The organism is Methanocalculus pumilus, assembly GCF_055382585.1.
Window position 1 is genome coordinate 1220708 of the sequence record NZ_AP042393.1, and the last position, 24594, is coordinate 1245301.

Below are 24594 nucleotides of genomic sequence, written 5' to 3' on the forward strand. Positions count from 1 at the left end.
GGGTAAGCAGAATACCCATGGATTAATCGGGTCCGAATTCAAACACGTATTCGACTTATGTTGGAACCATCCGATAATCGATCGTGGCTACGCTTAATTCTGATCATCTCGACGCTGGGATCATTCCTGACACCGTTCATCGGCTCAATGGTCAATCTCGCCCTGCCCCAGATTGCAGCAGAATTTTCAGCTGATGCAATCCAGCTCGGATGGGTTCCGACCATCTTTTTATTGTGTTCGGCGATGTTTCTCATACCTGTTGGAAAACTGAGCGATATATACGGGAGAAAAAAAGTCTTCCTCATCGGGATCGCAATAACCGGACTCACATCATTTCTCATACCCTTTTCACCGACATTTCCGGTACTCATAGCACTTCGTGGACTTCAGGGAATAGGAAGCGCCTGTATCTTCGGAACATCTGTTGCCATCGTCTCGTCAGTCTTTCCAAAAGAGCACCGGGGCAGGGCACTTGGGATTAATGTAACCGGCGTCTATGCCGGCCTCTCGCTTGGTCCGGTCATTGGCGGGCTGTTCACTCATTACCTCGGATGGAGGAGCCTCTTCTTCATTCTCGTGCCATTGTGTATCTTCGTCATCTTCGCTGTCACACGCTGGATTACGGTGGACTGGGCAGATGCCGGTGCCCCACCATTCGATCTTATCGGAGCCTTCCTCTATGGAGGGGTGGTTTTCTGCGGGATATTTGGGATCACCTCGATCACCTCTCAGGAGGGAGTGGTAGCACTCATCCTCTTCTTCCTCCTCCTTCCCATCTTTCTTTCGCATGAAACAAAGATACACAATCCGATCTTTGATATCAGGATCTTCAAAAACAACCGTGTTTTTACGTTCTCAAATATCGCCGCACTTATCAACTATAGTGCGACCTTTGCAATCGGATACCTTCTCAGCCTGTACCTCCAGATCATCAAAGGTCTTGATCCAAAATCTGCCGGACTGGTGCTTGTGAGCCAGCCCCTGATGCAGGTACTCTTCTCCCCGTGGGCAGGGAGGCTCTCCGATCGGATAGAGCCCCGCTACATCGCATCTGCCGGTATGGGGCTGAATGCCATCGGGCTCTTAATTCTTGCGGGAATTACGGCAGAGACGACCATGCCCGTCATCATTATGGCACTTCTGTTCCTTGGTTTTGGGTTTGCCCTCTTCTCATCCCCAAATACCAATGCGGTGATGGGATCGGTAGAAAAAAGCGAATATGGTATTGCTTCCGGCACTATTGCCACGATGCGTCAGTTTGGAATGGTTCTTTCAATGGGAATCAGCCTCTTTCTCTTTACCTTCTTCATCGGTGCTGTTGAGATCGGCGTCGAACAATCATCCGGGTTTCTGAATGCACAGAAATATGCCTTTCTTATCTATGCACTCCTCTGTATGGCCGGCGTTCTCATCTCATTAGCACGAGGTCGGGCGGCGTAAGCAGGTTTGCATTATTTCAGGATTTTTCTTGCGAAATCAGAAATTGTAAAAGCGGTTCCCATCATCCATACAGAAAGGAAATCCCGTGCAACAAAGAAGAGTGACTTGTCCGGATACTGATCATCCCGAACATTTCTGACCGAGAAATACGCAAGAAGGAACCATATTGATGCAACAGTGGTCTGGCCAATGACCGATATCCAGAGTCCAAGTGATGCAAAGACTACGCTGAGGATATATGCGAGCAGGCTCGTAAAACTCGCAGTAAAGAAGTTCACTACCGCTCCACGATGCAGGACATCCTGAAGCTGGGGGAGGAGCATGACTGCAAGAAGGAATGTGATGATCGTAATAGCAATATCCTGCCAGCTCATATGTTCTCCTGAAGTACCGATTCGTAACCCTGTCAAACGCTATCTACCAGATTGTTTGTGCGTGCTGGCATATGAGAGGATCAGAATCATCATTCCCGATTAACAAGAGGCTCATGGAAAAGCGATTGCCTATGGAGATTATCACTGCACATAATCTTGAGAAATACTTTGGCACCCTTGCCGCAGTTGATGGCATCAGCTTTTCTGTTCAGAAAGGTGAGATATTTGGTTTTCTTGGGTCAAACGGTGCCGGCAAGACGACTCTAATGAAGATGATCCACTGCGTATCAAAACGAACCGGGGGGGATCTTATGGTATTTGGGATGGATACCGACAGAGATCCCCGTAGAATCAAGCAGCGGCTTGGGGTGGTGCCACAGGAGAATAATCCCGATCCGGATTTCACTGCATTTCAGAATCTCACTGTCTATGCACGCTATTTTGGAATACCTCAAACTGAAGCTGAAGGGAGGGCAGAAGAGCTCCTCGAATTCATGCAGCTTTCTGAGAAACGTGACGCGCCGATAGAGACGCTCTCAGGCGGGATGAAACGGCGGCTAATCATTGCACGTGCATTGATGAACGAGCCGGAACTTTTGATCCTTGATGAGCCCACAATCGGCCTTGATCCCCAGGGACGCCACCTCATCTGGGAGAAGCTCCGCCATCTCCGGTCACGTGGCTGTACCCTTCTGATGACCACACATTACCTTGATGAGGCTGAGCGGCTCTGTGATCGGCTCGTTATCATGGACTCCGGGAAGATCCTTGTTGAAGGGAGCCCGGCCGAGCTTGTCAGAAAATATGCGTGTGAGGAGATTGTTGAGGCGGAAGCAAACCCGGAGATTATCGCCTGCCTGAAGGGGGAAGGGATAGAGTATGAAGTATTTGGAGACACCATACAGGTGCAGGGAGACAACCCGCAGATCGTTGCACAAATCCTGATGGAGAGATGTCGCCGGGAACGTATCACGGTCAGGAGGGCAACCCTTGAGGACGTCTTCCTGAAGCTGACGGGAAGAACATTGAGGGAGTGAGCTGTGGCATACGGTGGTTTGAGCGAAATTTCAAGGGGGTCGCTGGCGGTCTGGCGGCGGAACCTGGATGCATTTATCAAGACATACCAGGTCAATTTCATTCCCCCGTTTGTTGAGCCGGTACTCTACCTTCTTGCCCTTGGATATGGTGTCGGCGCCCTGATCCAGGATGTGGATGGCATACCCTATCCGGTCTTCATTGCACCAGCTCTTGTCTCGATATCAGTGATGTACTCGGCATTCTTTGAATGTACCTACTCGAGTTATGTCCGGATGTATTACCAGAAGACATTTGATGCGATGATTGCCACCCCCTTATCGATTGAAGATGTGATCACCGGGGAGATCCTCTGGGGAGCAACACGGGGAACAATTTATGCTACCCTGATGATCCCGGTACTCTTCCTCTTCGGGGTGATCGACATGCCGACATCGCTCCTGCTGATTCCTTTTGCATTCCCGGCAGGATTCCTGTTTTCGGCCATTGGAATCTGCTTCACAGCAGTCACTCCGGGAATTGACGCACTCAATTACCCGGCATTCCTCTTTATCACCCCGATGTTCCTCTTCTCAGGGACTTTTTTTCCTATTGGCATCCTTCCCCAGACAATCCAGTACTTCGCTTTTGGCTTTTTACCGCTTGCAAATATTGTCAATGTCAACAGGGCGATTACGATGGCAGAGTTCTCCCCGATGCTCCTCTATAATATTGTCTGGGTGCTTCTTGTTGCCCTGTTATTCTTTATTATCGGGATCAACCTGATGAAGCGGAGACTTGAGGACTGATCTGAAGATATAATCATCATTCATCTGTTTTGGATTCGGGGAACCTGAGGTAATAACAGGCTCCCCATTCCTTCCTTTCTCCATGCTTGAGACTCTGGAGATCTGCATCCGCATGCAGAAGGCAGACATATGATCCGCAGCAGCCATATACCTGGCAACCAACTGCCTCTGCTCCACAGATTGAACAGCGATGATCTGTCACTAAATCCACTTCCCAACAATATGTATATGACCAGTGTATTCTTTGCCTTCGAAGAACGTTTTGTTCAGAAGATGAACTCCTAAAGGAATAGATTATGATGAATACAAATCATATATAAATTATATTGTATGAAACAAAATTTGGACAGAGATATCATTTCTGCATATACCTGAACAAACAAAGACCATCATTATAATAACACTGATCTATTTTGTATTCATTGATAGAAGAGAGATTTCAATCGACTCTTTTTACTTAATAATCAATTTTTTCACAAGATAAAAGCGATACATATATATAGTAACAGAGGAGTATACACTGTATGCTCTCAGCGGGGGAGATTAAAAAGGAGATCGAAGCACGTCTCAAGGCGTACCTCTCAAGAGATAAATCAGGCATTCGGAAAGAACTGCTTACAATGTTCATACGTATACGTTCACTTACCATCTCTGAGATCCATGCACGATTGAATGAGAGGTTCAGTATCAGTATCAAAGCAGTAGCATCCATGGTCGGGACCATTGCTTCCCGCATTGGAATTCTTCATGTTCGGCGGAATGTCGAGGGAACAACCAGCATCTATGAGGTGAAAGAACAGTATCTTGATCTCATGACCCGTGTTGTTGCAACAACCTGAACACTCTTTTTTAGGAAAAACTCTGGCTCTAACAGAACTATTTTAATCAACGCCTTCCCATTAATCTGATACATGAGGAGACCATTTGGAGATATACCTGAAATGCCGGAGATCACCGTTGATGATGATGTTCGCGCTTATATAAAGGAACGAGGATGTGACTTTAGGGTGTGTACATCCTGTGGAGGTCCGATTCTCCTCCCAACATCTATAAAAAATCCAAAATCGTCAGACATACCAATAGCTGTCGGAGATTACACCCTCTATGTCTCACGTTACCAGGTGAAATGGATCCAGTCGATCACCATGCAGATGGTTCCCCGTTATTTCAGCTACGGACATTCAGATGAGTTTTGAAGAGCTTGAACATACAGCTGATGTTAAAATACGCATCAGAGCAGAGAGTTATGAAGAACTCTTCAGAACTGCATCTTCTGCACTCTTCTGTACCCTCTATTCAGGAGATTGCAGGATAGAAAGAGAGAGAGGACTTCAGGTTTCCGCGGATACCATTGAGGATCTGTTATGGGAGTTTTTATCCGAACTCCTCTTCATCTCTGAAGTTGAATCGTTTGTTGTCTGTGAAACAGAAGTGGTTTTTATCGAGGGCGGGCTGTCTGCTACTATCCGTGGAGAGACATTTGACCCTGAAAGACATGGAGGAGGACGGGAAGTCAAGGGTATCTCATACTCGGATCTCTTCATCAGGAAGATTGATAAGATGATCTCTGCTGAGATTATCTTTGACATATGAGGTGATCTGCGATGCTGAACGGGATTCAACAAGCCGGTGTGCATGAATGGGAGATACCAGTTGGATATGTCCCCGATATGCGTGTCTCGGGTCGGCTTTTCCTCTCTGAATCTCTAGGCAGAACACTGGAGGAAGGTGCAGCACGCCAGCTTGCCAATGTTGCAACACTACCCGGAATCATCGGACATTCATTTGGCATGCCCGATATTCACTGGGGATACGGGTTCCCTATCGGCGGCGTGGCTGCTTTCTCTGAAAATGAGGGGATTGTTTCACCCGGCGGTGTTGGATTTGATATCAACTGTGGTGTGCGACTGATCGCAACACCGCTCACCCTGGCTGATCTTGAGGATAGACGATCCATCATCTCCAAACTCTACAAGAAGGTTCCAACCGGTGTCGGATCAAAAGGAGCTCTCAGGTTCTCGGGATCCAGGCTGGATGAGCTTCTCAGTGGAGGATCCACTTTTGTCATCAATGAAGGTCTCGGGCTTTCAGAGGATGCACTTCTCTGCGAGGAGAATGGTTGCATGAAAGAAGCCAACCCCGATCTGGTGAGTGAGAAAGCCCGTAAAAGGGGTATTCCCCAATGCGGTACACTTGGATCGGGAAACCATTTCCTTGAACTACAGGTTGTTTCCAGCATACAGGATCAGAAGACCGCGCGGGCTTTTGGCATCACTGAGGGCACCATCTGTTGCATGATTCACTGCGGATCACGTGGGATTGGACACCAGGTATGTACTGATCACATCAGGAGCATGGAGAAGGCATCGAAAAAATATGGGATCAGGCTCCCTGACAAACAACTCGCCTGTGCCCCCCTGAGCTCCAGAGAAGGGCAGGATTACTTCAGTGCAATGGCAGCAGCTGCAAATTATGCCTGGGCAAACCGCCAGATCATTACTCATGAACTCCGTCTGCTCTTTGAGGGCACATTTGGTATTGATTACAAAGAGATGCCGCTCATCTATGATGTTGCACATAACATTGCCAAATGGGAAGTGCATACTGTCCTGGGTGAAGAGCAGCGCGTATGTGTCCACAGAAAAGGGGCAACACGCGCTTTTGGACCTGGAAGATCCGAGTTGCCGGAGAAATATCAGGCAACCGGCCAGCCTGTAATTATACCGGGAAGCATGGGAACTGCCTCCTATCTGCTTGCAGGAACAGAAACTGCCATGCAGAAGACCTTTGGGAGCACCTGCCATGGAGCGGGAAGGGTCAGCAGCAGGAAAGCTGCCAGGAATGCTCTCAATGGAAACGAGGTGGCAGCAGATCTCAAAAAGAAGGGGATAATTGTCATGGCACCTTCTGGCGATGCCATCGCTGAAGAAGCCCCCTCAATGTACAAACCAAGCGATGAAGTTGTGCGCGTCGTCGATGAGGCAGGACTCTCCAGAATCATTGCAACATTCCTGCCACTTGGGGTGATCAAAGGATGATGAATGGATCTCCGGCGGTTATATGGGAGGATAAACTCATGTTTCAGAGGCTGATCGACGACTGTGTGGGTTGTTGTGAGCTGGTCACACCACAACTGCTTGCAGCCCCATTCTATAGGGGGGCATTTGGAGCACTTATCGTTCCGACAGGCTTTGCAAATAAGGAGTATTCACGTGTCCTCCCTGCCCTCAGAGCTACAAAAAGCCGGATGAAGCGTTTTCTTGAATCTGGCGGAGAGATCCTTGTTTTTGGAGGGGGAGGCGATATCCCCGACTGTTATGACTGGCTTCCGTTTCCGGTTGGATACCATTTTGAATATGGGCCACAGAAGATTACAATCAAAAAAGAAGCTGATTCAGCCTCACTACTTGAAGGCTATGACCTTGATGCATTCGAATGCGACGGGTATTGTACCGGGTACCATGGCGATCCTGTTGCAACCACGCATGATGGCCACCCAATCCTCATTGAAGAGGAGGTGGGATCCGGTCGCGTTATTCTGACAACAGTCCATGAATACCCGTCACGGGCATTTCTTACGAGCTTCTGTGCCTGTAGAAAGGAAACCTTCTTTTAGATGGAGCAGGTATGGTTCTTAGTGTTGGATGATGCATCAGTATACCATTGCCCACAATTCATCTCCCGATGATCTGGAGCCTGTATTAATGACAATCCATACGATCGTCTCAGGACTCCCGGTTACAGGTAAATCGGCAGACAAACCCGGAATCAGGATTGAAGAGGGAAAAGTCATTGACCGGTCCTATACCGGTCCGGTTCTGGAGGAAGCGATTGCTAAAAATCAGCTGATCAAGAGACGGCCGGAGACCGGCATATACAAAGGGGTTCCCGTGGTGGTTGCACCTCTTCGCGACAGGGACGGAGAGGCGATTGGTGCAATCGGAGTTGTTGATATTACCGGCATCTTTGATCTTGCAACACTGATGGAACACCAGAGTTTTATCCTCCGTCAGGTATGCGGAACTGATCCCTGCCCGATAGAATCCGAACAAATCAGTTCAAAAAGGTAAAAGCCATGACAAACGCTGCGTATAATGTCCTCAGGATTCTTGATCGTTCCGGGGAAAAGATCTCCGGAGAAAAAATCAGTAAGGAACTTGGCATCAGCAGATCTGCGGTCTGGAAACATATTCAGGAACTTCGCGATCTCGGATATGAGATCGAGGCATCACAGAAAGAAGGATACCATGTCGCACAGAGGACAAAACGCCTTCTTCCGTATGAAATAAAACGCCACCTGAAGACAAAAAGGATCGGATCAGATCTTCATTATGCCATCTCCACCCCCTCAACAATCTGGCTCGGCAAGCAGATGATGCGTGAGATAGATGATGAGATTGAAGAGGGGCTTGTCATCATTGCTGAAGAGCAGACCGGTGGTATCGGGAGGCTCGGCCGATCATGGGCATCTCCTGCCGGAGGAGTCTGGACAACCATCCTTCTGAAGCCTTCGATTCCAATCTCGCGTGCCTACATGATCATGATGGCCGCCTCAGTAGCAGTTGCACGTGCTATCAGGAAGGAATATGACATCGGAGCTTTGATCAAATGGCCAAATGACATCTTCATTGGAGATAAAAAGGTTGCAGGCATGCACCTTGAACTCTCAGCCGAAGCGGATGTCATACACTACTGCCTCCTGAGTATCGGAATTGATGTAAATGTCTCGGTATCTGATCTTATGCCGGTATTAAACCGGGAAGTCACCTCCATCTCTGAAGAGCTCGGATATGAAGTCGACAGGGCAAAATTCCTTGCAAGGGTGCTGACGGAGTTTGAACGCCGGTATAATCTTCTTGAGAGGAATGAATACGAAGCTCTTATCCGTGAATGGAAGAGTCTCTCCTGCACACTTGAACACAGAGTAGAGATCAGGACACTCAAAAAGACATTTGAAGGTGAAGCAATCGATCTGGATGAGCATGGTGCCCTCATCATCCGGAAAGATAACGGAAAGATCGAGCGCGTCATCGCCGGAGATTGCTATCTTCTCTGATCTCAGGCTTTTTTTAATACCATATTTTTTATCGTAAACCGTCAAATGATGATCAGGTTGACGATGTATGGCAATTTAATGTATGCACAAATGCTGACAAGAACAGCAACATTTACCGCACTTATTGCAATCGGAGGATGGGTCGCAATCACAATCCCTTTCCTCCCTCTCGTTCCCTTCACACTCCAGACACTCTTCATCCTCCTCGCAGCAGTTATTATGAAGAGATATGCAGTCCTGCCGGTTGCCCTGTATGTCCTTCTTGGGATCTGTAACCTTCCGGTCTTTCATAATGGAACCGCAGGGATTGGAGTTCTTCTTGGACCCACAGGAGGATATATCATCGGTTTTATTCCAGCAGCACTTATTGCCGGGCTTCTGCTTGAAAAAGAGGTTAAATTTACTGGTATTGCAGCGATTGCAGCAGCCAGCATCACTATTTATGCACTAGGTACTGCATGGCTCTCGGTTTCAACCGGGATGCCATTTGTTGCAGCAGCCATGATCGGCGTCATTCCATTCATACCCGGTGACATAATCAAAGGAGCAGCAGCACTTGTCATCGGTAAAAGGATTACATGATATCAATTAAGGATCTTTCCCATGGCATACTCCGTATTCCCTCATATGAGATACCCAGGGGCATAACGACAGTACTTGGCCGAAATGGGGCGGGCAAGACAACGCTGCTCTCTCTCTCTGCCGGGATCCATCTCCCGGAGCAGGGATCGGTTCTGATCGACAGTCTTTCCCCGAGATCTCTGGACATAGGTTGGGTATCTGAGTTCCCTGACAGAAATATCCTGTTTGATCAGGTCTTCAATGAGATTGCGGCGCCACTCAGATTCCGGCATGATTCGATCGATCATATTGAGGAACGAACAGCAGAGATTGCAGATCGGCTTTCAATTACGCATCTTCTGGATAGAAAAACCCGGACACTCTCGGGTGGGGAGAAAGTGCTCGTCGCCCTTGCCTGTGCTCTTGTCATCGATCCCATTCTCCTCGTTATCGATGAGGCGGACTCACACCTTGACAGTGAAACTGCATGGAGGGTTCAGGAGGCAATACACTCACATCCCCCGGATTATACACTCCAAAGCAGCCAGTACAGAGGTATTTCAGCAGAATCTGATCATATATTATTTCTGGAGAATGGGGAGATTATCCGGGATGATCTGAGATGAAAGTCGTGTTGGAGGAGATCACTTTTCAGCAGGGAGGGTTCGCCCTCTCGGTGAACCAGGATTTTATACCTGGCATCTACCTGATTACGGGTCCCATCGGATCGGGGAAGAGTACGCTCTCTCTCATCCTCTCCGGACATCTCCAGCCTGATTCAGGGAGTATTCATAAAATCGGCATTACCTCAGAAGCCATCTCCCTGCAGTTTCCTGAATACCATATCACCGGGGCAACCGTGCTCGAAGAGATCCGATCATGGGGCGTGGATCCAGATATGACAGAGAGTGCAATCCTACCGGAAACCCTGTTTATGCGTGACCCGCTTCAGCTCTCCCGGGGAGAATTAAAAAGGGTCACCCTCGCGTGTGTCTTCGCCAGAGAGCCCGATCTCCTCATTCTTGACGAGCCCTTCTCCTCCCTTGACACCGAAATGAAGCAACAGCTCTGCACGATGATTGAAAACAGAACATCGGGCATAACCATCATCTTTACCCATGAACGTGAGATCCTTCCTGAGAGTGGATTTCATCTCAGTATCAGGAACGGCTCTCTCTATCCGGCAAACGCTGTTCCTGGAATACTGGAGCGAGCCGTTGAGAAGTCCACAGACTTCAAGGAGAAACCTCCTGTTTTTGGAGATGGGCGTCTCAGGCTCCTCTCCGTGATCCTCCTCTCGCTTGGAGCGTTTCTTTCAATTGGAGGGGCAATCCTTGCACTTCTCTGGTGGTTTGTTGCCTGCTGGCGAAAGTGGGAGGTTCCAGACAGGCATCTCATACTCGCTCTTGGAATGCTCATCCTTTTGCCTGCTCTCGTAACAGAATTTTTTACCGGGGATGGATTATCCTATGGTATCAGGATGGGAGTGATCCTCTTCATCTCATTCTGGGTATATACGGATTATAGGGGAGGTGAAATGCTGGATCTCTTTGTCTGGGCAGGAACAGAACGGAGGGGTTTTGATATCGGGCTTGCGGCTGAGATGGCGATGCAGGGGATATACCTCGCAGGCTCAGATCTTCAGCAGATTCGAAGGGCATATTCAATAAAAGGATTGAAAATTGGAGTTAAAACGTTCATTCCTGCTTCCATATCATTGCTCCTGATGCATATACGCCGATCGGATGAGACTGCCCGCCTTCTCGCACTCAGGGGTTTTAATGGAGGGGGTACCTATGCACCTTGTTTTCCTGGAAGAAAAAGAGACCTCCTACTTACTTTAATTGCCATAATTCCCTTGTTTTACAGTTTAATGTCATTTTAGAGAATTATTTATACTATCAGGTGTAATTTCTGAGAGGCTCGATTTTTAACAATTCCTCAGCCCACGAGGTGTTTAGATGACGAAATCAAAAGATTCCAGAGTATACATCACAGATACCACGCTGAGGGATGCACATCAATCGCTCATCGCAACCCGCCTTCAGACTGAAGACATGATACCGATTGCCAAAGAGATCAATAAGATTGGTTTCTTTTCGGTGGAGGCGTGGGGTGGTGCTACATTTGATAGCTGTATCCGCTTTTTAAATGACGATCCGTGGATGCGTCTTCGTTCACTCAAGGAAGTACTGCCGGATACACCGATTCAGATGCTTCTGCGGGGACAGAACCTTGTCGGGTACAGGCATTACCCCGATGACGTTGTGGAGCGTTTTGTCACAGCAGCCCATTCAAATGGCATCGATATATTCAGAATATTCGACGCACTGAACGATATTCGGAATATGAAGAGCTCCATGAAGGTTGTTTCCGATGTTGGAGCACATATGCAGGGAGCAATATCCTATACGACAAGCCCTGTGCATTCCATAGCAACGTTCATCGATATGGCTGAGGAGCTCTATTCACTTGGATGCGATTCGATCTGCATCAAGGATATGGCAGGGCTGATCATGCCCGAAACCACCCGTGAGCTTATCCAGGGGATAAAGAGGCGTGTGGATGTGCTGGTTGATCTCCACAGCCACTCTACAAGCGGCATTGCTCCGATGAGTTATCAGGCGGCAATTGAGGCTGGAGTTGATATCCTGGATACCGCGATGTCGCCATTTGCATTTGGGACATCACAGCCTGCAACCGAGAGTATTGTTGCCTCGGTGATCGGCACACCGCGTGAGACAGGAATCGATCTCCTGGCACTCCGAAAGGTTCGGAACCTCTGTATGGATGTCAGGAAGAAGTACAATGCACTTGTTGATCCCATCTCCGAGCGGATTGATAGCGATGTCCTTGTCTATCAGCTGCCGGGCGGAATGATCTCAAACCTCGTCTCCCAGCTCAAGGAGCAGGATGCAATCGATAAGCTGCAGGCAGTCTTTGATGAGATCCCACATGTGCGTAAGGATCTCGGCTACCCGCCACTCGTCACCCCGACAAGCCAGATTGTCGGTACACAGGCTGTTCTGAATGTTCTGATGGGCGGGCGGTACCAGAATGTCACCAAAGAGGTGAAGGATTATGTACATGGCCTGTATGGACGTCCGCCTGCACCAATTCCTGATGAAATCCGGCAACAGATCATCGATGGAGAGGAGATGATCACGGTGCGGCCGGCAGATCTGCTTGCGCCGATCTATGAGAGCATGAAGAAAGAAGCAACCGAGATGGGTCTTGTCAAAAAAGAAGAGGATGTCCTGACATATATCCTCTATCCGGCGATTGCCCCGGCATTTCTCAGAGGAGAGAAGACCGCCGAGCCTATACCCGTTCCAAAGAAAGAGGGATCAGGATCTGTTGATTTCCCGCATGCGATGGAGGTTGAAGTTGATGGGGAGATCTTCTCTGTCCGGATCGTCTCTGTCGAAGGTAGTGCATTGTCTTCTCCGGTTGGCAGTTCGGTGAAATCGCAGATTCCACGCGGGGATCTCCCCGGTGGTATCAAGAGCAATATACAGGGGATGGTGCTTGATATCAAAGTGAGCCTCGGTCAGGAGGTGAAGAAAGGAGATACACTGATCATCCTTGAGGCCATGAAGATGGAGAACCCGATTCAAAGCCCGGTTGATGGAAAGGTCCAGGAGATCTTTGTCGATGCCGGAGCGGTCGTACAAAACGGAGATATTTTGCTGGTGGTCCAATGACCTTCTTCGATAAGGTGCTCATCGCAAACCGGGGCGAGATCGCCATCCGTATTATGCGTGCCTGTAGGGAACTGGGTATTGAGACGGTTGCAATCTATTCGACCCCTGATAAAAATGCACTCCATGTGAAATATGCAGATGAAGCGTTTCATATCGGAGAAGCACACCCCTCGAAGAGTTATCTGAACCAAAATCGAATCATCGAGGTTGCCTCACTCTGTGAGGCAGAAGCAATTCATCCGGGATATGGTTTTTTAGCAGAAAACTATCAATTTGCAGAGCATGTTGAGCAGTCAGGCCTCACATTCATCGGACCATCTTCGAAGACCATTCACATGATGGGATCAAAACTCGATTCCAAAGAGGCGATGAGCGCTGCCGGGGTTCCGGTGTTGCCCTGGACAAAGGGGGGAGTTACTTCGTCTGAGGCAGGCATTGCTTTTGCAGAAGAGATTGGATACCCTGTCATTGTGAAGGCAAGCGCCGGTGGAGGAGGTATCGGAATGCAGATCGTCTGGGATAGTTCCGGTATTGCAGAGGCTATCGATAAAGGGATGAGAATCGCACAGTCTGCTTTTGGAGATCCGACAATCTTCATCGAAAAATACCTTGACAAGCCCCGCCACATTGAAGTGCAGGTGTTATCTGATCGATATGGGACGGGAATCCACCTCTATGAGCGTGAATGTTCGATTCAGAGGCGGCACCAGAAGCTTGTTGAAGAAGCTCCCTGTCCGATCATGACGCCTGAGCTTCGGGAGAAGATGACAGATTCTGCATTGACGGTTGCGAAGGTCTGTAACTACACAAATGCCGGGACAGTTGAATTTCTCTATTCTGAAGGTAATTATTACTTTATGGAGATGAATACGCGTCTCCAGGTGGAGCATACCATCACAGAAATGGTCACAGGAGTCGACATTGTCCGCCAACAGATTGCAATAGCGTCCGGTGAACCTCTTGCATATGAACAGGATGAGATCTCTCTCCGCGGTCATGCAATCGAATGCAGGATTAATGCTGAAGATCCCCTGAATGATTTTGCCGCAGATCCTGGTAAGATCGTCCGGTATCGTTCTCCCGGCGGGCCCGGGGTCAGGGTTGATTCAGGTATCCATGTCGGGTATGCAATCCCCCCCCAGTACGATTCTATGATCTCAAAGCTCTGTTCCTATGGCCTCACCCGGATTGAGGCGATAGAGCGGATGAGAAGAGCTATTTATGAATATGTGATCCTGGGGGTCAAGACGACCCTTCCACTCCATCACTCGCTGATGCATAACCGACAGTTCATCCAGGGCAATACCCACACACATTTCCTTGCGGATCAGCAGATCATGCGGAACCTCCAGAGTTTCTACCGTGATGAAGAGTCGCGTATGCAGACCCTTGCCGCTTCCCTCCGTCAGGGAAAGGAGATCGCAGCGGTTACAGCAGCAGTCAATGTCTATCTCCAGCATATGAATAAGGGCAAATAAGCCATTATTCGTCAATTTAATCCCATTTATTTTCTTTTTCTTTCTCTTACCGGGTTTCTCAGTGTATCCGGTTTTCTGAAGGCATATGGCAAGCTATTTACGAACAGGCGCCCTTCTTATTATGCACAAGTCGTGCATACATCAGATGCTGCGGTGGCCTAGCTGGTTAGGGCGCCAGACTCATAGGGTTTTGAGCAATCGAAGGCGCCATCATCTGGGATATCTGGAGGTCGGGGGTTCGGATCCCCCTCGCAGCACTTCTGCTGATTGTGTTTTTTCACCATTTCTGAGTTTTGCTTCTGCATCTTTTCAATAGATCAATCTTGTTTTCGATCATCTGCCCCACAGAAGCATTCATCATCTGTCTATGACCAGATATTGATCTGGTACCATGACAAGCGTTTTAATCGTCTATTATTCGCTCTTTGGCCATGTTCACAGAATGGCAGAGGCCATTGCTGAAGGTGTCCGGCTTGGGGGAGGGGATCCGATCATCCGGCGGGTTCCTGAAACACTGCCGCCTGAGGCAATTGAGAAGATGGGGGCATCTGCTTTCCAGAAGGAGTTTTCAAGGATTCCCATCTGTACGCGTGAAGATCTGGCAACAGCAGATGCAGTTATCTTTGGCACACCCACCCGTTTTGGAAATATGTGCGGCCAGATGCGGCAGTTCCTTGATGCAACCGGAGGGCTCTGGCAGAGGAACATCCTTCTTGGAAAGGTGGGGAGCGTCTTTACAAGCTCTGGAACCCAGCATGGAGGACAGGAGTCAACACTTCTCTCAACGCATATCACACTCCTCCATCATGGGATGGTGATCGCCGGGCTTCCCTATGGTTTCTCAGGCCAGTCGAGGACCGATGAGGTGACCGGGTGCTCGCCATATGGTGCATCGACAATTGCTGGAGGGTCAAACAACCGATGGCCTTCAGATAATGAGCTTGAGGGAGCCCGATGGCAGGGGAGGTATGTTGTGATCCTTGCACGGCGGCTTTCAGAGGATTATGAGGGGATGAGAGAGGAGCTTGGGGTTTAATTCCTTTATTCCATTCTCCCAAATGGTATCAATCAGAACGTTTTACCCTGAAAACGACAGGGATGATCATGGCTTTTCTTTCCCGGATACCATATCTCCCATTCCTGATAATTCTCGTGTTGGGATCCTGCCTCATCCCCGGATGTATCCAATCTCCCGAGCCTGTTTCTCAGGAGCAGGATACACTCCTGACATCTCCACCAGCTTCAGTTGATGCCAGGCTCCAAAATATCGTCTCTGATGGCGTAACACAAACCGGAATCCCCGGTGCAGTCGTCGGAATCGTCACACCGGACTGGAGATGGAGCTATGCGGCAGGGTATGCCTCCCTCTCACCTGAGATTCCAGCCGAACCCGGTATGCATTTCTTCATCGCAAGTGTAACAAAGCCATTTGTCAGCGTGGCAATCCTTCAGCTTGCCGAAGAGGGTAAACTTTCCCTCAATGATCCTATCAACTCCCATATTCCAATTGATATTGCAGAGGCGATCGAAAACAGCGATGAGATCACAATCCGCCAACTCCTTGACCATACAAGCGGTATTGCGGATTATGACGAAATGTCGATGATTCTCGAGGAGTACGAGAAACCCGGGAAAATCATTTCCTATGAGCAGGGTATGTGGGATGGCATTGATAATGGCCCGCTCTATGATCCGGGGATGGGATATACCTATTCGAATGTGAATTACATCCTCCTCACCCTGATCATCGACAGGGCATCCGGCACCTCCTATGAGGAGTATATTCAGGAGCAGATTCTCAATCCATGTGGCATGAAGGATACGACAATCCACCGCACCAACAGGTTGCCGGATCCGCATATGCATGCTATAGAGGTGGATGATGATGGCAGTATAATGGATTTCAGCAATCTCTATAAAAACTATGATCGGAGTTCCGGGGATATCGTGAGTACAGCTGCCGATCTCAATACCTTCCATATTGCTCTAATCTCAGGTGAGCTGATCGGTCCGTCATCGATTGACCAGATGAAGACGATCTCACCACAATCAGAGAAGAACATTGATATGAAGGCTCTTGGCTCTGGAAAACAGGGATATGGACTTGGATATGCCATCATATCTCTAAACGGACCAGAAAAGCTGACCCTAATTGGCCATACCGGCGGATATACCGGAGCATCAACATTCTGGTACTACCTTGAAGAGGAAGATACATATCTGACACTCCATGCCAATTCTGCGATAAAAGCAGCAGCAGCACAGGAAGAGATCCTTATACCCCTCCTCCTGTTTCTGACTGATGGAGATCCGGCAGAGAACTGATCTTTTGGGATATCACATTCCCCTCACATTTTCTTCTTACCGACTGTTGCGAGGTAGATGACAAACTCCTCTATCCCGTCTGCCCCGATAATCCGTGCCATCTCTTCGTCATCGAACGCTCCTATGGCACAGGTGCCGCAGCCAATCTGCTCTCCTGCAAGGTAGAGATTCTGGCAGATATGTCCGGCATCGAGATGGACGAGCCGGTATGCCCGCTCACTGTATCGCCAGCTCATCCGGTAGATAACACATGACCAGATGAATGTGACAGCAGATGATCTTACAAACGGCTGTCCGAGGCAGGCGGACATCACTCTATCAGCAATTCCCGATGATGTATCGATCTCAATCAGGCGGTGGGAGAAGGCGAGATACCGATACAGTCCCGGCGGGATTCCCTCAACACGATTGATCAGGAGGTACGTCTCACATGCATGGCGGCCACCAGCTGATGGAACGGTTCTTTTTGTAAAATAGGGATCAGCAATCTCTTTGATGCCCTGGGTGGACCAGAGGAGGTACGCAAGCTCGCTAAGTGTGAGTGGAGCCTTTGCATATGTCCTCACTGAAGAACGAATTGCGATCGCTTCCCTGAGATCAAGCCGTGGTATCCCGATGGAGTCAGGGGCTGGGAGATCCATCTGATCTCCATTCTCAGGGCATGGCTTTTCGAGCGGAGGCGGGGTCCCTCCCTGCTGCTGATCAGATATGGAGAGGTTCTCATACCGTGTCATCTCCATAAAAACTCTGCCGACATTCTGCATACCGTCTCTATGATCAGCGGGGATTATGAATTGTCCTATCAACAATAGAAACGATAGACGAAGAATTAATACAGACCAGCTCCTCATGCTGAATATGCCAACCAGTCCCGATCTCATCTCTGCTCTCTATATCGAAGACGATGGTGCCTTGCGAGAAATATACAGGGGATTCATCGAAGATGATGGCGACATAATCGTTGCAACTGCACGGAAAGAAGAGGCAGCTGAGATCCTTGATACATTCCAATTTGATGTTATCCTCTCTGAATATCACCTTTCTGAAAGAGAAGGAACAGACATACTCCTTCACCAAAAAGAGAAAAATGACAAGACCCCATGCATCATTCTCTCCAGCCAGAATGATGCAGATACCATTCTCCGGGCATATGAACAGGGAGCAGTGGATTATATCAGGATATCTGAAGATCCTGCGAGTATAGCAGTCATTATAAAAAACAGGATCAGAGATGCTGCATTGAAGAGAAGGAGGGAGCGAGATCTTGAGAGATACAGACTTCTCCTTCAGGCAACACTTGATGCCATACCAGATATCATAGGCATCCAGACGCCGGATCATAAGATTGTCTATTACAATCAGGCGGGGTACGCATTTCTGAATAAGCGGCCGGAGGAGGTGAAAGGGAGACGTTGCTTTGTGTTGATCGGGCAAAATCGACAGTGTGATATCTGTGCAACAGAAAAGGCCCTTCGTTCAAAAAAGCTGGAAAGGGTAGAAAAGTACCTTCCTGAGCAGGAGATCTATCTGGATTGCCGATCCTATCCGGTTCTGGACGATAATGGAGAAGTAATCTTCATCGTTGAGCAACTCTCTGATATCACCGGGAGGAAGCGGGTTGAGGAGGAGATCCGGAGCATCGCAAACGAGTATGAGACGGTCTTTAATGGAACACAGGATTGCATATTCCTCATCAGGGTGACCGATGATGGGAAGTTCCGATTCATCCGTAATAATCTCGCACATGAGACTGCAACCGGGCTGTCAACAGAGATGTTACATGAGAAGACACCGGAAGAGCTCCTGGGTGAAGAGGCTGGATCAGTTGTATCAGCGAACTATCAGCGGTGTCTCAATACCAAAGGGCCGATCATCTATGAAGAGACACTAAACCTTCCCGCTGGTGAAAGAACATGGGAGACGCTCCTTACACCAGTTATTCGTGATGAAAGAATAACGCATATCGTCGGATCGAGCAGAGACATTACAACCCAGAAACGGATTGAGATGGAGCTCCGGTTGAGTGAAGAGAGGTACCGCGACTTCTTTGATAATGCCAATGTGATGATCCAGAGTGTTGATGAAGAGGGGCGTTTCATCTTTGTTAACAGGACATGGAAAGAGAAGATGGGTTTTTCAGATGAGGAGATAGCGAACCTTTCACTCTTTGAGATAATTCATCCGGATTCTCTCTCCCATTGCCAAAGCCTGTTTCAGGATGTTCTCTCAGGAAAAGCGGTAAGCGGAGTCCAGGCAACATTTCTCACAAAAGACAGGCGTCCGATACATATCGAAGGGAATGTCAATTCATTTGTCCAGGACGGAAGGCTGAAGACAAGAGGGATATTTCAGGATATTACCGGGAGAAGAATTGCAGAGGAGGCAGTTCGAATCGCAAATACAAAGCTCCAGCTTCTTTCCAGCATCACGAGACACGATATCCTCAATGAGGTGATGGTGTTGCTCGGCAATCTGGAGTTTGCAGAAGAGAAGAGTGATGATCAGGAGGTAGGGAAGTATCTGGAGAAGGTAAAGGAGGCGGGGAGAACAATCCAGCGCCATATTGAATTCACCCGCCTCTATGAGAACCTTGGTATCAGCGAGCCGGAGTGGCAGAAACTTGCTGCGCTTATTCCGAAATCAAAAGATCCGGTAACCATCACAAATAATTGTACCAGCATCTCAATTTTTGGAGATCCGATGCTTGAGAGGGTCTTTTCAAACCTCCTTGATAATACCATTCGTCATGGAGAGCATGCCACCACCGTGACCATTGACTGTCACCCGGGTGATGAGGGGCTTCATATCATATGGAGAGATAACGGAGCCGGAGTTGCTCACGATCAAAAAGAGGCCATATTTAAACGCGGAGTTGGTAAAAATACCGGTTTTGGACTCTTCCTATCACGTGAGATACTTGCGATCACCGGAATGCTCATGAGGGAGATTGGCATCCCGGGTGAGGGGGCGCAGTTTGAGATACTTATTCCAAAAGAGGCGTATAGATTCGATTAAAAACGGGTTCTTCTCCATATTTCTGACGACCATTACTATCCAAAGGCTATCATAATACACAAATAGCCTCAAATCGCTATTATCTGACCAATAAAAGTAATAAAAAGACTTAATATATTTTGACATTCATACCAATGACTTCATCTTTAAACTTTGCAATTATTGGTGGTAACGAGTCAGAGACAGGCCTCATGGTACTTTGGAGAAGGGCTACTCGTATTGAGTATCAGAAATCCCCCACCGCCCGCTCTCCCGTCCGCAGATGCTCCGCAAGGGAGGTTGAATCAGATATCCGCAGATGCAGCGCGGGAGGGGGCGGGAATGCTACGCGGGCTGCCAGAAGCAGATAAAACCCCGATTCCTTCAGAATCGCCTTTCAGGTTGCTCTCTCGAGCAAGGGTTTATCAGCTCTGTCAGCCAGCTCTTTCGCTTACCCCGCCCCCCCGACACCCGCGCCGCACCTGCTTCACTCACTCCCAATGATCCGGTTGTTGCATCGGGATCTTTTCCCACGTTCCTAAGAGTTCAGGAAAACCCTGGAGTCAGAATTTTGGAGAAGAGTCAAAAAACGATTTATCCGGTGAGAGAAAATAAATCTCTCCCATCTTCTTGCGAATCTTCTATTCTACGGGTGAGAACGTAACAGACCAACTGCCGTCACTGACGATGTTGAAGAGATAATTGCCCCCTTCTTTGATTGTAACAGGAACTGTTGTGGCATAATCCCCGACATAGAGTTCAAAGTCGTCATTTCGTAGCTCATGGAATGCAAGGGGTGCTACGCTGTCACCATCCATCAGCAGAGTGCCATAATAATCCATCAGCCACACACTGATGATGGAGATCTTTTCGGCTGTGATATGGCAGTTATAGTCTCCAGCCGGGATCATGAAGAACGGAGTTGCTTTGTTGCCGACACCAGTAAAAGTCTGTGGTGGAATCCCATTGATCATCTCAGGGAAGCCGAAGGTAAGTTTCCAGGGTGCCGTCTGGCTGACTTCAACTGTTGCATCGGCTTTCTCAGAAAGCATGAATGCATATGTCCAGCGGTAGTGCCCGTCAATAATTGCATCAGACCGGACTTCAGGAGTATAATTACCTTCAACCATAATGGCATCTTTCTCGCTTGAGATTGAGACTGTTGATCCACCGGGTTCTGATCCATCCGGCTTCTCGATTTCAAGTGTCAACAGGTGAACACCAGCCGAAAGGGGCATTACGGTCTTCTGATCTCCGGCTCCTGAGAAAGAAACATCTCCATCTTCTGGAGGTTCTGCCAACGGTGTTGTAGTGGGCGTTGGAGTGACTGTTGGAAGCGGAGCCTTTGGCCCGGTATCCTCGCCAAGACACCCTGCAAAAAGTATACATCCTGCCAAAAAGAGAAATAAAGCGATATGAAGCGTAAATCCACGTCTTTCCATAGAAATACAATACTCAATTAAGATATATACCAATTTCTCTCTGCCCACAGGAGAGGATTAATAGCATATCAGTTGCGATTATCCGGTATGGCAAACCGGCTTGTGGATGAGAAGAGTCCCTATCTCCGTCAGCATGCAGAAAATCCAGTTGAATGGTACCCGTTCTCTGATGAGGCATTCGAGAAGGCAACAGAAGAGGATTTACCGGTCTTTCTCTCAGTCGGATATTCGACCTGCCACTGGTGTCATGTGATGAACAGAGAATCATTCTCCAGTCAGGAGGTGGCAGAAGCGCTCTCAGGCAGGTTCATTGCGGTAAAAGTTGATCGCGAGGAGCGCCCCGATGTTGATCGGATTGCAATGATCGCCTGCCAGCTGATGACCGGAAGTGGAGGCTGGCCGCTCACCCTGGTTCTGACCCCGGATAAGCGGCCCTTTTTTGCCGGGACCTATATCCCAAAAGACCCCCGGTATGGAAGTGCAGGACTCCTTGTGATCCTCGACCGGATATGGGAGTTATGGCAGGAGAGGCGCGAAGAGGCGGAGAGACTTGGGAGGCGTGTCGAAGGAAATGTTCAATCATACCTTGCCGGAGATATACTGGTGGCAGAGAGGTTTCAACAGGAAGAGAATCCCTCAGATGCTGCATTTGATTCCCTCCTGAGAACATTTGATCGGGAGTATGCCGGATTTGGAGATCGCATGAAATTTCCCTCACCCCACTGTATCAGCTTCCTTCTGCGGCACGGGAGTATAGCAGGTATTCCAAAAGCCACAGAGATGGCACTTGCAACTCTTCATGCAATGAGAAGAGGCGGGATAAACGATCAGGTTGGTGGCGGCTTTCACCGGTATACCACTGACCGGCAATGGAAGATCCCTCATTATGAGAAGATGGCTTGCGATCAGGCTCTCCTTCTGCATGCTTTTTCCGAAGGATACGCCGTGACCAGAGAACCACTCCTGAAAACCGAAGCACTCCGAATTGCAGCTTATGTAAAAACCGATCTTACGTCACCGGAAGGACTTTTCTATACAGCAGAGGATGCTGAGAGCGGAGGAGAAGAGGGTGGCTTCTATCTCTGGTCAAAAGAGGAGATTCGATCGCTTTTTGATGAGGAAGAGGGAGAAAAAGCTGCCAATTTCCTGCTTGGAAATGCAGCCGATAAAGAGAAACTACCCCTATCCCTCACCTCAGAAACAGATGATTCAGCATGGCTGCTTGGAGTGAGAGAAAGACTTGCTGATGCTCGCAGAACCCGTCCCCGCCCATTCCGTGATGAGAAGATCCTCCTCGATGTGAATGGGAAGATCATTGGTGCCCTGGCACACTCTGGTTTTCTCCTCCGGGAACCACAGCTCATTCGGAGTGCTGAAAAGGCCTTTTCAACGCTTCAATCAGTCATCAGTGAATTTGGAAGGTCGCTCTTCCATTCTATGATAAATGGTATAGTCACCTCATCTGCCTACCTCACAGATTATGCTGATCTGATTGCAGCATCAATTGAGCTCCATCAGGGAACGCAGAAGTCCGAGTACCTTCTATTCGCAGTTGAATATACAGAAGCAGCCATCCGCCGCTTTTATAATGCCGAAAGAGGATGGTTCTGGTTTGAAGAAGGTGATACCACACTCTTCCGGACACGGGATACTGAAGATTCTGCCGGGCCATCAGGTAATGCAGTGATGCTTCATAACCTTCTCCTCCTCAACAGAATTACCGGAAATCCGGATTTCCGGGAAACTGCTGATTCAATGATGTCGAGGCTGCAACCTGCCTTCCTCCAGCATCCAAATGCCTATATCCATAGTATCAGCTCATATCATCATCTCTCTCCTGCCGCAATCGATCTGGTAACTACCGGTAAAGGCGGGATATTTGATGATGCAATCAGATCATCCGGCAACCTGCTTGCAACCCACCTTCACCTCTCGCATTCACTTGAACAATTCCAGGAGAAATTGCCAAAATTACAGGATTACCCAACAGATACCGATGAACCTGTTGCCTATCCATGCAGGCAGGGAAGCTGCCTTCCACCGGTACGGGACCCAGATGAACTCAGAGAACTGCTCTATTCTGCATTTTATCACACTCCTGGGTAGTCGTGTCTGGGCAGAGTCGAAGGGTTCAATAGTGTCAGCATCATAAATCATCCCCATGACAACAGAAGAGAGACAGGGACGATTTGTCAAAGGCCGGTATGTCATTGATGAAGAACCAGTGGCAGCAGCACAGGAACAGGGATCTTCAGGAGAAGAAGCTTCTCACGACACCACATCAAAAACCCCATCTATCGAAGATCTCATTAGGCTCACCTCAAAAAATGTGGAGGTGACCGTTGAGAGTGTTATCGTCCTTGGTAAAAAGCTCTTCATGACACAGGAGGGGCGTGAACATATTGAGAATAAAACCCGCCAGATTGGTGACGAGCTCCAGAAGACCGTTGGTGAGATTGCAGAGGCTGCGAAAAGAGCCATTGAGAAGAAATAGGTGAATGGCAGGATTGTTGGCTCTTGAGATGGTCTTTTATAGTCTCAGGTTCAATCTTTTTTGCAGAACCTAACACTGCATGAGCTAAACAATGGAAGAAAGAAATTTTGGCGGCCGGGGTAACTTCGGCGGCCCAAGAAGATTTGATGGTCCACGTGAGATGTCAAAGGCAGTCTGTTCAGATTGCGGTTGCGAATGTGAAGTCCCCTTTAAGCCAACAGAAGGCAGGCCAGTCTATTGCAGAGACTGCCTCCCAAAGCACCGGAAACCCCGGTTCTAATCCTTTTTTTTCCGCCATCTCCGAAAGAGGGGCTTTTTTTGTGGGTTATTGACACTCGCACTCCCGGATATCAATGGTTTTAACCCAAGCCAAACTCACGCTATCATGAATCACCTGAGGATTCTCTATATTGAAATAAAGGTTCACTATGGAGCCTATACTTCAAAAGATAAGCAATATTGAGCCATTTGACTGAATTTCCAGGCATCATCCCATTAGCGTTCTCCCCCATATCATCTGAGGGTATTTTATACTAAAAGAACATATATTATGTGCAGAACTTAAAAGCTGCATGAGCTATACAATGGAAGGAAGAAATTTTGGCGGCCGGGGTAATTTCGGCGGCCCAAGAAACTTTGATGGTCCACGTGAGATGTCAAAGGCAATCTGCGCAGATTGCGGTTGTGAATGTGAAGTCCCCTTTAAGCCAACAGAGGGCAGACCCGTCTATTGCCGTGACTGCCTCCCAAAGCACCGGAAACCCCGGTTCTAAATACCTTTTTTTTTAACAGAGTCCGTGTACCTGCGCGAAGTCGTGCATCGTCTGATCATATAGTGATCCACTTCTCTCCTGAAAGCTTCCGGTGAAAACCATAAACACCTTGCATACAGAGATCATAGAT

General features: G+C 48.5%; 26 protein-coding genes and 1 tRNA gene. 23 read left to right on the forward strand and 4 right to left on the reverse strand.

Features of this window, described 5'->3' with window-relative positions; translation table 11 throughout:
- The first annotated feature begins 57 nt into the window (after positions 1–57).
- A complete protein-coding gene (locus ACZ44I_RS06340; protein WP_464551544.1) occupies positions 58–1440 on the forward strand; it encodes an MFS transporter in 1383 nt (460 codons plus the stop codon).
- An 11-nt stretch (positions 1441–1451) separates the two neighbouring features.
- Here the strand turns inward: ACZ44I_RS06340 and ACZ44I_RS06345 are convergent, their stop codons facing one another.
- The gene (locus ACZ44I_RS06345; RefSeq protein WP_464551542.1) at positions 1452–1814 is read right to left on the reverse strand and encodes a hypothetical protein; all 363 of its coding nucleotides are present in this window, start codon (positions 1812–1814) and stop codon (positions 1452–1454) included.
- 131 nt (positions 1815–1945) lie between these two features.
- Here ACZ44I_RS06345 and ACZ44I_RS06350 point away from each other — a divergent pair, with 131 nt between their 5' ends.
- The gene (locus ACZ44I_RS06350) at positions 1946–2851 is read left to right on the forward strand and encodes an ABC transporter ATP-binding protein (RefSeq protein WP_464551540.1); all 906 of its coding nucleotides are present in this window, start codon (positions 1946–1948) and stop codon (positions 2849–2851) included.
- A gap of 18 nt (positions 2852–2869) precedes the next feature.
- On the forward strand, positions 2870–3637 hold the full coding sequence (locus ACZ44I_RS06355) for an ABC transporter permease (RefSeq protein WP_464551537.1): 768 nt from the start codon (positions 2870–2872) through the stop codon (positions 3635–3637).
- Between the two features lie 16 nt (positions 3638–3653).
- Here ACZ44I_RS06355 and ACZ44I_RS06360 read toward each other — a convergent pair whose 3' ends face one another.
- Entirely contained in the window at positions 3654–3839 is a 186-nt protein-coding gene (locus tag ACZ44I_RS06360) for a hypothetical protein (protein ID WP_464576431.1), read from the reverse strand.
- A gap of 322 nt (positions 3840–4161) precedes the next feature.
- Between ACZ44I_RS06360 and ACZ44I_RS06365 the strand changes: the two genes are divergently transcribed.
- From ACZ44I_RS06365 to ACZ44I_RS06435, 15 genes are all read left to right on the forward strand, one after another.
- Complete coding sequence (locus tag ACZ44I_RS06365; RefSeq protein ID WP_464551535.1) at positions 4162–4476, forward strand: DUF2551 domain-containing protein; 315 nt, start codon at positions 4162–4164, stop codon at positions 4474–4476.
- A 102-nt stretch (positions 4477–4578) separates the two neighbouring features.
- Positions 4579–4833 carry a hypothetical protein gene (locus ACZ44I_RS06370; protein ID WP_464551533.1) on the forward strand — a complete coding sequence of 85 codons (255 nt, stop codon included), beginning with the start codon at positions 4579–4581 and terminating at the stop codon, positions 4831–4833.
- Positions 4823–5230: an archease gene (locus ACZ44I_RS06375; protein WP_464551531.1), complete on the forward strand. Its 408-nt coding sequence runs from the start codon at positions 4823–4825 to the stop codon at positions 5228–5230. The genes ACZ44I_RS06370 and ACZ44I_RS06375 overlap by 11 nt, the downstream gene beginning before the upstream one ends.
- 11 nt (positions 5231–5241) lie before the next feature.
- A complete protein-coding gene (locus ACZ44I_RS06380; RefSeq protein WP_464551529.1) occupies positions 5242–6675 on the forward strand; it encodes an RtcB family protein in 1434 nt (477 codons plus the stop codon).
- 38 nt (positions 6676–6713) lie between these two features.
- Complete coding sequence (locus tag ACZ44I_RS06385) at positions 6714–7253, forward strand: hypothetical protein (protein ID WP_464551527.1); 540 nt, start codon at positions 6714–6716, stop codon at positions 7251–7253.
- A gap of 88 nt (positions 7254–7341) precedes the next feature.
- Positions 7342–7707: a DUF2111 domain-containing protein gene (locus ACZ44I_RS06390; RefSeq protein ID WP_464551526.1), complete on the forward strand. Its 366-nt coding sequence runs from the start codon at positions 7342–7344 to the stop codon at positions 7705–7707.
- Positions 7708–7712: 5 nt separating this feature from the next.
- Positions 7713–8693, forward strand: a complete 981-nt coding sequence (locus ACZ44I_RS06395) for a biotin--[acetyl-CoA-carboxylase] ligase (protein ID WP_464551524.1) — start codon at positions 7713–7715, stop codon at positions 8691–8693.
- A gap of 78 nt (positions 8694–8771) precedes the next feature.
- Complete coding sequence (locus tag ACZ44I_RS06400; RefSeq protein ID WP_464551522.1) at positions 8772–9275, forward strand: biotin transporter BioY; 504 nt, start codon at positions 8772–8774, stop codon at positions 9273–9275.
- Positions 9272–9880: an ATP-binding cassette domain-containing protein gene (locus ACZ44I_RS06405; RefSeq protein WP_464551520.1), complete on the forward strand. Its 609-nt coding sequence runs from the start codon at positions 9272–9274 to the stop codon at positions 9878–9880. Before ACZ44I_RS06400 ends, ACZ44I_RS06405 begins: the two co-directional genes overlap by 4 nt.
- Positions 9877–11139, forward strand: a complete 1263-nt coding sequence (locus tag ACZ44I_RS06410; RefSeq protein WP_464551518.1) for an ATP-binding cassette domain-containing protein — start codon at positions 9877–9879, stop codon at positions 11137–11139. The genes ACZ44I_RS06405 and ACZ44I_RS06410 overlap by 4 nt, the downstream gene beginning before the upstream one ends.
- A 76-nt stretch (positions 11140–11215) precedes the next feature.
- A complete protein-coding gene (locus tag ACZ44I_RS06415) occupies positions 11216–12958 on the forward strand; it encodes a pyruvate/oxaloacetate carboxyltransferase (RefSeq protein ID WP_464551517.1) in 1743 nt (580 codons plus the stop codon).
- Positions 12955–14436 (forward strand): acetyl-CoA carboxylase biotin carboxylase subunit, encoded by a 1482-nt coding sequence (locus tag ACZ44I_RS06420; protein WP_464551515.1) that lies wholly within the window; start codon positions 12955–12957, stop codon positions 14434–14436. Before ACZ44I_RS06415 ends, ACZ44I_RS06420 begins: the two co-directional genes overlap by 4 nt.
- Positions 14437–14583: 147 nt before the next feature.
- Positions 14584–14693: transfer RNA gene (locus ACZ44I_RS06425), tRNA-Met, on the forward strand.
- A gap of 134 nt (positions 14694–14827) precedes the next feature.
- Positions 14828–15472 carry an NAD(P)H:quinone oxidoreductase gene (gene wrbA / locus ACZ44I_RS06430; protein ID WP_464551513.1) on the forward strand — a complete coding sequence of 215 codons (645 nt, stop codon included), beginning with the start codon at positions 14828–14830 and terminating at the stop codon, positions 15470–15472.
- Between the two features lie 116 nt (positions 15473–15588).
- Positions 15589–16761, forward strand: a complete 1173-nt coding sequence (locus tag ACZ44I_RS06435; protein WP_464551650.1) for a serine hydrolase domain-containing protein — start codon at positions 15589–15591, stop codon at positions 16759–16761.
- 23 nt (positions 16762–16784) lie between these two features.
- Here ACZ44I_RS06435 and ACZ44I_RS06440 read toward each other — a convergent pair whose 3' ends face one another.
- Positions 16785–17495 (reverse strand): SagB/ThcOx family dehydrogenase, encoded by a 711-nt coding sequence (locus ACZ44I_RS06440; protein WP_464576433.1) that lies wholly within the window; start codon positions 17493–17495, stop codon positions 16785–16787.
- Between the two features lie 124 nt (positions 17496–17619).
- Here ACZ44I_RS06440 and ACZ44I_RS06445 point away from each other — a divergent pair, with 124 nt between their 5' ends.
- Positions 17620–19776: a PAS domain S-box protein gene (locus ACZ44I_RS06445; RefSeq protein WP_464551509.1), complete on the forward strand. Its 2157-nt coding sequence runs from the start codon at positions 17620–17622 to the stop codon at positions 19774–19776.
- A 620-nt stretch (positions 19777–20396) separates the two neighbouring features.
- Here ACZ44I_RS06445 and ACZ44I_RS06450 read toward each other — a convergent pair.
- Positions 20397–21197, reverse strand: coding sequence for a hypothetical protein (locus ACZ44I_RS06450; RefSeq protein ID WP_464551507.1), 801 nt, complete (start codon positions 21195–21197; stop codon positions 20397–20399).
- A gap of 87 nt (positions 21198–21284) precedes the next feature.
- Between ACZ44I_RS06450 and ACZ44I_RS06455 the strand changes: the two genes are divergently transcribed.
- The 4 genes from ACZ44I_RS06455 (at position 21285) to ACZ44I_RS06470 (ending at position 24464) form a co-directional block, all read left to right on the forward strand.
- Entirely contained in the window at positions 21285–23303 is a 2019-nt protein-coding gene (locus ACZ44I_RS06455; RefSeq protein ID WP_464551505.1) for a thioredoxin domain-containing protein, read from the forward strand.
- Between the two features lie 55 nt (positions 23304–23358).
- A complete protein-coding gene (locus ACZ44I_RS06460) occupies positions 23359–23691 on the forward strand; it encodes a hypothetical protein (protein WP_464551503.1) in 333 nt (110 codons plus the stop codon).
- A 91-nt stretch (positions 23692–23782) separates the two neighbouring features.
- Entirely contained in the window at positions 23783–23971 is a 189-nt protein-coding gene (locus ACZ44I_RS06465; RefSeq protein ID WP_300328267.1) for a CxxC-x17-CxxC domain-containing protein, read from the forward strand.
- A gap of 292 nt (positions 23972–24263) precedes the next feature.
- Positions 24264–24464 carry a CxxC-x17-CxxC domain-containing protein gene (locus ACZ44I_RS06470; RefSeq protein ID WP_292735060.1) on the forward strand — a complete coding sequence of 67 codons (201 nt, stop codon included), beginning with the start codon at positions 24264–24266 and terminating at the stop codon, positions 24462–24464.
- Positions 24465–24594 lie beyond the last annotated feature (130 nt).